The 12134-nt window shown below is 66.8% G+C and carries 11 protein-coding genes; 2 read left to right on the forward strand and 9 right to left on the reverse strand.

Annotated elements, in window-relative coordinates:
- Positions 1 to 47: 47 nt before the first annotated feature.
- The 9 genes from I6F24_RS36350 to I6F24_RS36390 all read right to left on the reverse strand — a co-directional run bounded on the left by I6F24_RS36350 (position 48) and on the right by I6F24_RS36390 (position 9739).
- The gene (locus tag I6F24_RS36350; RefSeq protein ID WP_225149202.1) at positions 48 to 1196 is read right to left on the reverse strand and encodes a M20 family metallopeptidase; all 1149 of its coding nucleotides are present in this window, start codon (positions 1194 to 1196) and stop codon (positions 48 to 50) included.
- A 257-nt stretch (positions 1197 to 1453) separates the two neighbouring features.
- Positions 1454 to 2839, reverse strand: a complete 1386-nt coding sequence (locus I6F24_RS36355; RefSeq protein WP_225149201.1) for a sigma-54 dependent transcriptional regulator — start codon at positions 2837 to 2839, stop codon at positions 1454 to 1456.
- A gap of 51 nt (positions 2840 to 2890) precedes the next feature.
- Positions 2891 to 3241: a flagellar motor switch protein FliN gene (gene fliN, locus I6F24_RS36360; RefSeq protein ID WP_035704875.1), complete on the reverse strand. Its 351-nt coding sequence runs from the start codon at positions 3239 to 3241 to the stop codon at positions 2891 to 2893.
- Between the two features lie 3 nt (positions 3242 to 3244).
- A complete protein-coding gene (locus I6F24_RS36365) occupies positions 3245 to 3868 on the reverse strand; it encodes a FliH/SctL family protein (RefSeq protein ID WP_225149200.1) in 624 nt (207 codons plus the stop codon).
- On the reverse strand, positions 3868 to 4962 hold the full coding sequence (fliG, locus tag I6F24_RS36370; protein ID WP_035999044.1) for a flagellar motor switch protein FliG: 1095 nt from the start codon (positions 4960 to 4962) through the stop codon (positions 3868 to 3870). The genes I6F24_RS36365 and fliG overlap by 1 nt, the downstream gene beginning before the upstream one ends.
- A gap of 32 nt (positions 4963 to 4994) precedes the next feature.
- The gene (fliF, locus tag I6F24_RS36375) at positions 4995 to 6605 is read right to left on the reverse strand and encodes a flagellar basal-body MS-ring/collar protein FliF (protein WP_225149199.1); all 1611 of its coding nucleotides are present in this window, start codon (positions 6603 to 6605) and stop codon (positions 4995 to 4997) included.
- Between the two features lie 178 nt (positions 6606 to 6783).
- Positions 6784 to 7059, reverse strand: a complete 276-nt coding sequence (locus tag I6F24_RS36380; RefSeq protein WP_002714638.1) for a DUF1153 domain-containing protein — start codon at positions 7057 to 7059, stop codon at positions 6784 to 6786.
- A 384-nt stretch (positions 7060 to 7443) separates the two neighbouring features.
- The gene (locus I6F24_RS36385; protein ID WP_109142571.1) at positions 7444 to 8148 is read right to left on the reverse strand and encodes a flagellar hook capping FlgD N-terminal domain-containing protein; all 705 of its coding nucleotides are present in this window, start codon (positions 8146 to 8148) and stop codon (positions 7444 to 7446) included.
- Positions 8149 to 8161: 13 nt separating this feature from the next.
- Complete coding sequence (locus I6F24_RS36390; RefSeq protein WP_346656953.1) at positions 8162 to 9739, reverse strand: flagellar hook-length control protein FliK; 1578 nt, start codon at positions 9737 to 9739, stop codon at positions 8162 to 8164.
- A 371-nt stretch (positions 9740 to 10110) separates the two neighbouring features.
- Here I6F24_RS36390 and mnmA point away from each other — a divergent pair, with 371 nt between their 5' ends.
- Both mnmA and I6F24_RS36400 read left to right on the forward strand, forming a co-directional pair.
- Entirely contained in the window at positions 10111 to 11292 is a 1182-nt protein-coding gene (gene mnmA, locus I6F24_RS36395) for a tRNA 2-thiouridine(34) synthase MnmA (protein ID WP_225149197.1), read from the forward strand.
- An 80-nt stretch (positions 11293 to 11372) separates the two neighbouring features.
- On the forward strand, positions 11373 to 12011 hold the full coding sequence (locus I6F24_RS36400) for a methyltransferase domain-containing protein (RefSeq protein ID WP_109142574.1): 639 nt from the start codon (positions 11373 to 11375) through the stop codon (positions 12009 to 12011).
- Positions 12012 to 12134: the final 123 nt, after the last annotated feature.

Here is a 12134-nt window from a genome sequence, read left to right on the forward strand (position 1 = left end):
CCGGAACGGTGGGCACGCTTCGCTTTGCCCACCCTACGCACCTCCGTTCACCCCCGCAGAATCGCCAGCGCCAGCGCCTGCGCGCGCGGCACGATGCTGTCGATCTCCAGATATTCCTCCGGCGTGTGCGCGAGCCCGCCGACCGGGCCGAGACCGCAAATGGTCGGCGTGCCGACCGCGGCGGTGAAGCCGGAATCGGCGCAGCCGCCGGAGAACTCGCCCTGCAGCGTGGTGAGGCCCACCCGCCTTGCGGCCGCCTGATAGCCTTCGAACAGCGCCTTCGAGTCCGCGCTCTGCACCACCGGCACGAACTCGCCCTTGATCGAGAGCGTCGCGCTGGTGCCGGGCACGTAAGGCGTCGCGACGATCTTTTCGATCGCACCCATGATCCGCGCGCGATCGGCCGGATCGACATAGCGCAGGTCGATCTGCCCTTCCGCGTAAGGCGCCGTCGTGTTGACGGACTGCCCACCCGAGACGAGGCCGACATTGAGCGTGATGCCCTTGTCGAGGTCGGTGAGCGCGTGGATCTGGACGATCTTGTGTGCGAGCTCGCCAATGGCGCTGACGCCGGCGGCGAAGTTGGCGCCGGAATGCGCGGCCTTGCCGGTGATGGCCATGTGCATGAAGATGCCACCCTTGCGCCCGGTGACGACGTTGCCCGTGGGCCGGCCCGGCTCGGAATTGAACACCGCGCGTGCCGCGCGTCCCTCGCGCTCGATCACCGGGCGCGAGGAGGGCGAGCCGATCTCCTCGTCGGAGGTGATCAGCACCTTGATCGGATGCGGTGCGCCGCCGAACTTGTGGAAGGCGGCGGCCACGAACACGTTCATGACGAGGCCGGACTTCATGTCGGCGACACCGGGTCCATAGGCGCGGCCATCCCGGATCGTGAACGGCCGCCGCCCGGCCTCGCCCTTGCCGAACACCGTGTCGCGGTGTCCCATCAACAGCACCGGCTTCTCGTTGCTGCCGGGCTTTGCCACCTCGGCATGGATCGCGTCGCCGAACGTGCCGTGGCTTTCGCGCCGGAACGGAATGCCGTGCTCGGCAAAATGCCGCTCGAACCGCGCACCGACGGCATCGACGCCTTCCTTGTCGTAGGAGCCGGAATCGATGTTCACGACGTCGCGGAGCAGGTCGATCATCGCCTGCTTCTGCGACGCCAGCCAATCCGTGATTTGAGCTTCAGACATGTGGTCCCTCGCGTGGTTTTCGGGCGGGGTTATAGGGCGTGCCGCGCGGATGGCATAGTCACGTGGCGCGGTTCGGTCATGCGAAGGATGCTCTTGAGGTTCGTCATTGCGAGCGCAGCGAAGCAATCCGGTCTGTCGCCGCCGAGGGATTCTGGATTGCTTCGCTGCGCTCGCAATGACGGGGTGGCGGCCTGTGCCAAACGAAAAATGCCCGGACTTGGCCCGGGCATTCGCGTCCGCTCGATGGTCGCGGGCGCCTACGCCCCCATCATCGGCATCCGCGGATATTCCCCGGGCGCGCCTGCGGGCGGGATCGGGATGCCGCCGTCGGCATATTCGTTGAGCTTGTTGCGCAGCGTGCGGATCGAGATGCCGAGGATGTTGGCGGCATGGGTGCGGTTGCCGAGGCAGTGCTTCAGCGTCTCCAGGATCAGGTCGCGTTCGACATCGGCGACGGTGCGCCCCACCAGCGCGCGCGTCACCTGCTCGGCGGCCATAGTGGCATGCGCCACGGCCGGGGCGGTCTTGGCGAGGTCGAGGCGGTCGCCGTCCGGCGTGATGATGGCGTCGGGCCCGATCTCGTCGCCCTGGGCCATCAGCACCGCGCGGTGCATGGTGTTTTCGAGCTCGCGGACGTTGCCCTGCCAGCGGTTGGCGGAGAGCACGCGCCGCGCCTCGGCCGAGAGCGGACGCAGCGGCACGCCGTTGGCCTCGGCATATTTCTTCACGAAGTGCTGGGCGAGCTCGAGGATGTCGGCGGGACGCTCGCGCAGCGGCGGGATCTTCAAATTCACGACGTTGAGGCGGAACAGCAAGTCCTCGCGGAACGTGCCCTCTCGCACGGCCTCGGCGAGATTGCGGTTCGAGGTCGCGATGATGCGGATGTCGACCGGAACCGGCTTGGTGCCGCCGACGCGATCGATCACACGCTCCTGGATGGCGCGCAGCAGTTTCGATTGCAGGCGGACGTCCATCTCCGAGATTTCGTCGAGCAGCAGCGTGCCGCCGGTCGCCTCCTCGAACTTGCCGATGCGGCGGGCGACCGCGCCGGTGAAGGCGCCCTTCTCGTGGCCGAACAGCTCGGATTCCAGCAGGTGCTCCGGGATGGCGGCGCAGTTGATCGAGATGAACGGACGCTTGGCCCGGGCCGAGCGGGAGTGAACGTAGCGCGCCAGCACTTCCTTGCCGGTGCCGGATTCGCCGGTGATCATCACCGAGGCGTCCGAGCCGGCGATCTGCTGGGCGAGCTTGATCACCTTTGCCATGGCGTCGTCACGGTAGACCAGCTCGCGGGAATCGTTGGCGACGGCAGCCAGCACCGCGGCGATCAGCTCCGGATCTGGCGGCAGCGGGATGTATTCCTTGGCCCCGGCATGGATCGCAGCGACCGCGGCGCGGGCGTCGTTGGTGATGCCGCAGGCGACGATCGGGGCGTGGATGTGCTCGGCTTCCAGCCGCAGCACGAGGTCGCGGATGTCGAGCGCGACGTCGACCAGCAGGAGGTCGGCGCCCTTGCCCCCGCGCAGCACGCGCATCGCCTGCTCGTGATCCTCGGCATGGGTCACGGTGGCGCCGTTCTCCATCGCGATCTTGGTGGCGGTGGTGAGCTGGCCCTTCAATGTGCCAACGATGAGAAGCCGCATGTCAGTCTCCTGTCCGTCTGCTCGCGCCGTCGCGCGTCATGTCCTTGCGTCTCAGCCGCGTTCGGCCTTGATGATTTCCGTCATGGTCACGCCGAGCTTGTCCTCGACCAGGACGACCTCGCCGCGGGCGACCAGCTTGTTGTTGACGTAGATGTCGATGGCCTCGCCGACGCGCCGGTCGAGCTCTAGCACGGTGCCCGGTCCGAGCTTCAGGAGCTCGCCGACGTCCATCTTGGAGCGGCCGAGCACGGCCGAGACCTGCACCGGCACGTCGAACACCGCCTCGAGGTCGGCGGCGGCACGCGCCGCATATTCGTCCTCGTTGTAGCCGACGTCGGTGCCGGCAGGCGGCATCGGGCCGTTGAGATCGGGCAGCGGGACCTGTCCGTCGGTGTCGCTCATGGTTTAGCTCCCCCTGCGGGACGCGATATAGCGTCCGACCATTTCGTCGATCTTGGCCGCGATGGCGCCGCGCTCCAGCACGACGCCGCCATCGGCCCATTCGATCCGGCAGTCGCCGGTGGCAATTTCCGGCTCGGCCAGGATCACCAGCCGGCCCTCGAAGCCGCTCTGCTTGGCGAGCCGCTCGATCTTCTCGCGCGCGCTGTCGTAGAGCGAATCGTTGATGCGGACGACGAGATGCGGCGCCGCGACCAGATGCGAGAAGCAGTCCTTGACCAGCGCGATGACCTCGCCGAGCGGCTCGGCGGCGACGAGGTCGGCGCACAGCTTGCGCGCCACCGCGATCGCGACCTCGACCGCCTCGGTCTCCATCCTGGTCTCGATGTTGCCGATGCCGGAGGCGACGCCCCGAATCGCGATGTTGATCTCTTCCATGGCGAGCGCAACGCGGCGGTCGCTCTCGGCCTTAGCCTCGCGCTGGCCGGCGGCAAAGCCGTCCTGGTAGGCGCGCGCCTCGGCTTCCGCGACCTTCTGGGCGATCTCGGCCGCGGTCGCGGCCTTCTCGCGCGTCGCCCGTTCGGGCGCCGCGAAGTCGGTATCGAACAGGAATTTTGCCGGAGCGGCCATCAGTACACCAGCTCGTCGTCGGCGCGGTTCTTGGTCAGCATGATCTCACCCTTGGCGGCGAGGTCCTTGGCGAGATTGACCAGCAGCGCCTGGGCTTCGTCGACGTCGCGCAGGCGCACGGGGCCCATGGCCGCCATGTCGTCCTGGAGCATCTTGGCCGCGCGCGAGGACATGTTTCCGAAGAAGAAATTGCGGACGTCCTCGTTGGCGCTCTTGAGCGCGACGCCGAGCTTGTCCTTGTCGACGTTGCGCATTAGGGTCTGCGCCGAGCCGGAATCGAGCTTCACGAGGTCGTCGAAGGTGAACATCAGCGCCTTGATGCGCTCGGCCGATTCGCGGTTGTCCTCTTCCAGAGAGGTGATGAAGCGGGTCTCGGTCTGGCGATCGAAATTGTTGAAGATTTCCGCCATGACCTCGTGGGCGTCGCGGCGGCGGGTCTGCGACAGGTTGGACATGAATTCGGTGCGCAGCGTCTTCTCGACACTCTCGATCACCTCCTTCTGCACCGCCTCCATCTTCAGCATGCGGTTGACGACGTCGAGCGCGAGCTCCTCGGGCAGGATGCCGAGCACGCGCGCGGCGTGCTCCGGCTTCAGCTTCGACAGCACCACGGCGATGGTCTGCGGGTATTCGTTCTTGAGATAGTTGGCGAGAACCTCTTCCTGCACGTTGGAGAGCTTCTCCCACATGTTGCGCCCGGCGGGACCGCGGATCTCGTCCATGATGCCGTTGACGCGTTCCGGCGGCAGGTATTGCTGGAGCAGCCGCTCGGTGGCGTCGAAATTGCCCATCAGCGCGCCCGAGGCCGACATGCGCGAGACGAATTCGAGCAGCATGTCCTCGACGGTGTCGACTTCGACGGTGCCGAGCGTCGACATCTCCAGCGAGAGCTGGCGGACCTCGTCGTCGTCGAGCAGGCTCCAGATCTTGCCGCCATATTGCTCGCCGAGCGCCAGCATCAGGATCGCGGCGCGCCTCGGCCCTGTCAGACCTTCTGTCTTGGGTCCGCCCTCACGGCTGCCGGCGCGCTGACCGAGCGTGGAGATCACGCTGGTGATGTCGTTGGAGTTGGCGTTTTGCAAGGAGGCGGCCATGTCAGATCACTTCTTGATGCACTTGGCTTTGGTTATTTCGTCGGCTCAGTCAGCCACTGGCGGATGATTGCGACGGTTTCGTTGGGATTGCGTTCGGCGAGCTCGCCGACGCGGTGAACGGACTGGGCGTGGACCTGGCCCTGAATGGTGGCGACGTCGATGGCGCTGGTGCCGCCGCTCGGCAGCAGCGGCTGGCCGGCCGGCGCGGCCTCTTCCGAGGCGGCTGGGCCCGTCAGCACGCCGGAGATGGCGGCGGCGACCTCGTCGGAGGCGAGAATGCGCTTGACCAGCGGGCGGATCACCAGGAACAGCACGACGAGGCCGAGCAGCATCATCACGCCGAGCTCGACGAAGTACATGACGTCGTCCTTGGTGAACTGCAGCATACCGAGGAAGCCGCTGGGCTCGCCGATCGGGGCCGAGGAGGGGGCGTCGGCGAAGCGCAGATTGACGACCTCGACCTGGTCGCCGCGCTTCTGGTCGAAGCCGATTGCCGAGCGCACCAGCGTGGCGATGCGGTCGAGCTGCTCCTTGGTGCGGTCCTGGTAGGCCAGCTCGCCCTTGTCGTTCTTGCTGTAGATGCCGTCGACCAGCACCGCGACCGAGATGCGGTTGACCCGGCCGGCCTCGGTCACCTCGGTCTTGGTGGTGCGGGAGATCTCGTAATTGTTGGTCTCCTCGGTCTTCTTGCTCTGGTCCTTGGGCGCGACGCCGTTGTTCTGCTGGTTGCCGGGCAGCTCGTTGTTGACGGTGACCTGGCCGTTGTTGTCGGCGGTCATGCTCTGCTCTTCGCGGGTCTGGCTGGAGCGCAGCACGCGGCCCTCGGGATCGAACTTGTCCGAGGTCTGGGTGACCTTGTTGAAGTCGAAATCGGCGGAGAGCTGCACGCGGGCGCGGCCCGAGCCGACCACGGAGGAGACGATGTCCTCGACCTGCTTGCGCATCCGCTTCTCGAAGGCGATGCGGCGCTCCTCGCCGACCGCCTGTTCCGGATCGGTCTGAGCTCCGTCGGCGAGCAGCTGACCGGCCTCGTCGACGATCGAGACCCGCTGCGGCTTCAGGCCGTTGACGGCGGAGGCGACGAGGTGGCGGATGGCGCGGATCTGCTGGGCTTCCAGCGCGCCGCGGACGCGCACCACGATCGAGGCCGACGGCTCCGGCGCTTCGCGGGCGAATAGCGGCCGCTCGGGCAGCACCAGATGGACGCGGGCGGCCTGGATGCGGTCGATGGCCCGGATGGTGCGGGCGAGCTCGCCCTCGAGCGCGCGCAGATGATTGATGTTCTGGACGAAGGAGGTGGTGCCGAGCGCGTCCGACTTGTCGAACACCTCGTAGCCGACGCCGCCGCCCTTGGGCAGGCCGCCCTCGGCGAGCTTCATCCGCAGCCGGGTGACCTTGTCCTTGGGCACCATGATGATGGAGCCCTCATTGCGGATCTCGAACTGGATGCCCTGGCGTTCCAGGTCCTTGATGATGCTGGAGGAGTCTTCGACGGACAGGTCCGTGAACAGCGTCGTCATCTGCGGCGAGGTGACACGCATGATGACGAAGGCAAAGAAGCCGATGAGCGCGGCGGTGACCGCGATCATCGCCCCGAACCGGGCGGCACCGATACTTTTTAAGAAGTCCGCAAGACCTTGCAAGCAACCGCCCCGACCAATCCGACCCGCAACCGAGCGGTCGACTGGGCAATTATTGCCTAGGTGATGGTTTCGATATGGTTAACGAAGGTTAAGAGGTCGGACAAAAGTGCATCATGAAAAAAATCGGCCTCGCAGAGCGAGGCCGATTTTCGTCAAAAACCGCAGAATTCCGGATCGCCTACTGGCGATATTGCTGGATGCGGGTGGTGCGAAGACCCGCCAGACCGTGCTGGTCGATGGAAAACTGCCAGGAGAGGAATTCGTCGACCGTCAGGGTATAACGGCTGCAGGCCTCCTCGAGGGAGAGAAGTCCGCCACGGACAGCGGCGACGACTTCGGCCTTGCGGCGGATGACCCAGCGTTTGGTGCCGGGTGCAGGCAGATCCGCGATCGTCAACGGACTGCCGTCCGGCCCGATGACGTATTTTACCCTCGGGCGATGGGGTTCTGTCATGGCGTACTCACAAACTCTCAACCACTGAACTCACGCCGTAACCGTAACCCCCGCGGCTTAAAAATCCGCTAAGCCTAAGGGTTCAATACAATTCTCGTTGAATCTTGCGGGAACGCGGCCGACTCGGCGGGCGAAAGACGCAGTCTCGGCCGGCTGAGCGGGGCAGAAGGTAAATACTTTACTAACGAACGGGGGCGGAGCGCGGTGCCGCGGAGGCCCAACCGTCGTCCCGGGGCCAGCGTAGCGCGAGCCCGGGACCCATAACCCCAGGGAGCAGTTTGACGACGACTCGGGGTTACGACCTAATGCGAAAACGACTTCCTGGGGTTATGGATCCCCGCCTTCGCGGGGATGACATCTCGTATGTGGTTCGCTTGCCCGCCCTCAATTGCTCGTCGCAATGATGCTCTTCACCTGGCTCAGCGTGTAGCTGGCGCCGTCGATGGTGAGCAGCGGCGGCGACTGGGTCAGATCGACCGACGACACCACGCCCTGCACCTGCGCGGCGATGCCGACATTGTTGTTCGCGACGTCCTTGCCCGTGGCCGAGATCGTGTACTTGCCGTCGGGCCATTGCGTGCCGTCATTACCCATGCCGTTCCAGGTAAAGGGAATATCGTTGCCGGCGGCGGCGGTGTACTTGCCGTTGAACACGGTCTGGCCGCTCGAATTGGCGATGGAGATCTCGACGGTGGAGTCGGTCGGGACGTTGAGATGCCAGACAGCCGTCGAGTTGGTCATCGTCGCGGTCGAGCCGTCGACCAGCGCGGTCTTGCCGACGAAGCCCAGCGCCTGGGTCGCCTGCGTGGTCTGCTGCAGAGTGACGAGCTGAGCCAGCGATTCGTTGGTCTTGAGCTGCTGCTCGACGCCGGCGAACTGCACCAGCTGCTGGGTGAACTGGTTGGTGTCGAGCGGATCGAGCGGGTTCTGGTTCTGCAGCTGCGTCGTCAGCAGGGTCAGGAAGGTTTGGAAATTGCCGGCGAGCGTCGACCCCGTGGTCGAGCTCATCGACGAATTCGACGAGGATTTCGGCAGGTCGGTCGTCCCGGAGACGACCGGGGGCGAAGTGGCGGCATTCGTGGTGGTCATTGCCAGATACTCCTCACACTCTGATGTCGACGCCGCTGCTCGATCCGAGCATGCGGCCATAGCCGCGCCCGATGGGCGCCGTGGAAACGCTGTCGTCCTCGCTGATGATCAGGCGGCGGGCATTGCCGCCATTGTCGTTGTTCTGGCCAGAGTGCTGGCCGGATGAATTCTGGTCGCGCAGGCTGAAGGACAGGCCGTTGCTGCCGGTCTTGAAGCCGGCATCGTCGAGCGCGCGCTGCAATTGCGGCGCGTCCTGACGCAGCATCTGCAGCGTCTCCGGCTTCTCGACGGTGAGATGCGAGGTGACGTTGCCGGCGCGGTCGACGTTGATGCGCACGTCGATGCGGCCGAGCTCGGCCGGATCGAGGCTGATGTCGAACCGCGACTTGCCGGAGCGAATGGCGGCTGCGATCTCGATCGGGATGCCGCTGATCGGCACCGCCGTAGTGTGGGTCGCCGCGGTCGCGGTGAGCGTCGCCGTCGATGCTGTCGCGGCCGAGGTCGTATTGGTCAGCGGCGCCTGCACGGCGGACGTGGCCTGTGCGCTGGTATCCGTCGGAGCGATCGTGGCTTGCGGGCCGGCATGCGCCGGCGCGGCCGACGTGCCCTGGGCCGGATCGGCGGCGCGGTCGGCGGGGCCCGCCTTGGCATCGGTCGCGACGTGATCGGCCTGCGGCTTCAAGCCTTGCGCATGGGCGGCGTTGGCGGCCGGTGCCTGCGCGGCGACGTTCGCCATGCCAGTATCCTGGCCGATATTGGAGATGTCGGTCTGGGCTTGCGCCGTGGCGGCTTCCTTGAACGCGGTCTTGGGCGTGCCCTGGCTGACCGCGGCGATCAGCCCGCCACCAGCTTTTGCTTCGGTCGAGGCGGTCTCGGTTGTGCCGGCGGCGGCCTCGCCGAGCGTCGTCGTGGTCTCGGCATCGACCTCCGCGCCTGCGGCCTTGGCGCTCGCCGTGGCGGTATCGGTCTTGGTGCCGGCGATCTGGGCCGCGATGGAGGCGCTGGCGGCAAGACCTGCCGCGGCGATCGCGAGCGGCGCGGCGGCGGCATCGCCAGCCTGGGTCGCAGCTGCATTCGGGTCGACCGGGACCACCGGCGCGGCAACGATGATGCCGGGGTCGGGCAGGGCGGTCTGCGTCGTCGCGGCCGGCGCGGCGGCAGCCGCCTCGACGGCGGCGGTGAGGACCTCGGTGCCATCAGTCGCGTCGCTCGCGGTCTCGTCGGATTTGTCGGCCGATTTGGCGTCGGCCGTCTCGGACTTGTCCTTGACCTTGCCGGCGTCCTTGGTCGGATCGCTGGGCGCCTCGCCCCTGTCATTCTCCGCAGGCGCAGACGCCTCGGTGTCGTCGCTCGCCTTGCTCTGCGAAGGCTGGTCCGTGGACGAGGTGTCGCGCGACGGCCGCTCGGCCGCCGGGGAGGACGAGGTCTGCTCGCTCCGGCGCGGCGCGCTGTCCTGCGCCGGCGCGTTGTTGCCGATGGCCTGCGTGTTGCTGTCGACCAGCGAGCCGAAAGCCTCGCTCGCCGGCGTGTCCTTCGGGGCTTGCGACCGGGCGGGCTTCTGCTGCGCGCTCTGGATTTGCACGCTTGCCACGACATCTGACATCCGACCGACCACAGGCAACCCCTTGCAAGCAACTTCGCATCAAGAGGGAGCAAGGAGCGGGCCAGCGCCCCGAACCGAAGATTTCAGTAATAAAATCAATGTTTTGGTGATGTGGGTGCATTGCCGGGCCGCCGGCTCCGACCCCGCCATTTCTGCCGCCCCGGCAAGAATTGCCCTAAGCGGGGGGCTCGCGTGATTGCTTCACCGGAATGCCGCCTATATTAAAGAGGCTACTCTCAGCCGCTTTCGACTTGGGCAGTCGTGCTCTTCGGGAACCAAGGTTCCGGGGGATCGCCGCCGTCCCCCGAGAAAGCAAATCGCGGATCGCGCGTCGCCGCCGTCACAACGCTCCAGGGCCCATGCTCAACAGTCTGGATCTCGAAGGCCGTCCCGAGGACACCAGGGTCGTCGTTGCCATGTCGGGCGGCGTCGATTCCTCGACGACGGCTGCGCTCTTGAAGGCTGAGGGCTACGACGTCGTCGGCATCACGCTGCAGCTCTACGACCATGGCGCGGCCACCCACCGCAAGGGCGCCTGCTGCGCCGGCCAGGATATCCACGACGCCCGCGACGTCGCGGCCAAGCTCGGCATTCCCCATTACGTGCTCGACTACGAGGACCGCTTTCGCGAGTCCGTCATCGACAATTTCGCCGATTCTTATGCCCTTGGTGAAACGCCGGTGCCCTGCATCGAGTGCAACCGCAGCGTCAAATTCCGCGACCTCTTGAAGACCGCCCGCGAGCTCGGCGCCCAGGCGCTCGCCACCGGCCATTACGTCGCCTCGCGGCGCCGGAACGACGGCTCGCGCGCGCTGGTCTGCGCCGCCGACGCCGATCGCGACCAGAGCTATTTCCTGTTCGCGACCACGCAGGAACAGCTCGACTTCCTGCGCTTTCCGCTCGGCGACATGACCAAGCCCGAGACGCGCGAGCTCGCGCGCCGCTTTGGCCTTGCGGTCGCCGACAAGCACGACAGCCAGGACATCTGCTTCGTGCCGACCGGCCGCTACACCGACATCATCACGCGCCTGCGCCCCAATGCGATGGACCCCGGCGACATCGTCGATCTCGAGGGCCGCGTGCTCGGCCGGCACAACGGCATCGCCAATTTCACCGTCGGCCAGCGCCGCGGCCTCGGCATCGCCTCCGGCTCGCCGCTGTTCGTGGTGCGGCTGGACGCGGCGACCCGCCGCGTCGTGGTCGGCCCGCGCGAGGCGCTGAAGATGCACCGCATCGCACTTCGCGACGTCAACTGGATCGGCGACGGCGACATCGACCGCGCCATCGGAAGCGGCCTTGAGATGTTCGTGCGCGTGCGCTCCACCCGCAGCCCGCAGCCGGCCTGGCTGCGCGGCGGAGGCGGCCGTTACGAGGTCGAGCTCGTCGCCGGCGAGGAGGGCGTCTCGCCGGGACAGGCCTGCGTGTTCTACGACGCAGCGAGCGGCCAGGCCCGCGTGCTCGGCGGCGGCTTCATCCAGAGCGCCGCGGCCAAGGTCGGCACGGGCACATCGCGCCCGCTCGCGGAAGCCGTGCGCGGCTGAGGGAATGACGACATCAAGCACAACTCATTGGGCTGGGTTCACCTCTCCTGTTGGGGAGAGGTGAAGTAAGGGCAGGGGGCATGGCAGCAGACATCTCGCGGGCCGGGGTCGAGAAGGCCTATGGCCGCTGGGCGCCGGTCTATGATCTCGTGTTCGGCAAGGTGTTCGACGCCGGCCGGCAGTCGACCATCGCGGAGGCCGACCGCATCGGCGGCCGTGTCCTCGACGTCGGCGTCGGCACCGGTCTTTCGCTCTCCGAATACGCGCGCACCACGAAGGTCTGCGGCGTCGACATCTCCGAGCCGATGCTGCGCAAGGCGCAGGCGCGCGTGCGCTCGCTCCGCCTCTCCAACGTCGAAGTGCTCTCGGTGATGGATGCGAAGAACCTCGCCTTCCCCGATGATTTCTTCGACGCCGTGGTGGCGCAATATGTCATCACCGCCGTGCCCGATCCCGAAGGCACGCTCGACGAGTTCATGCGCGTGCTCAAGTCAGGCGGCGAGCTGATCCTGGTCAACCACATCGGTGCGGAGAGCGGCCCTCGCAAGCTGTTCGAGCTCGCTTTCGCGCCCATCGCCCGCCGTCTCGGCTGGCGCCCCGAATTCCCGTGGGCCCGCCTCGAGGGCTGGGCCGCAAGGCACGGCGGCGTCGCGCTCACCGAGCGCCGCCCCATGCCGCCGATGGGCCATTTCTCGCTGATCCGCTACCGCAAATCGTGATTGCCACCTGCGGGAACAGGGGGCCTCGCGCGCGCGTTTCCTTCCCATGCGCACGACAAACCTCATTCTCGCGGGCCTCCTGATCGCCGCCTCTGCACCAGCGATCGCGCAGGCCCCACCCGC

It is taken from the genome of Bradyrhizobium sp. BRP23, from assembly GCF_020194135.1.
Taxonomy (GTDB): domain Bacteria; phylum Pseudomonadota; class Alphaproteobacteria; order Rhizobiales; family Xanthobacteraceae; genus Bradyrhizobium; species Bradyrhizobium yuanmingense.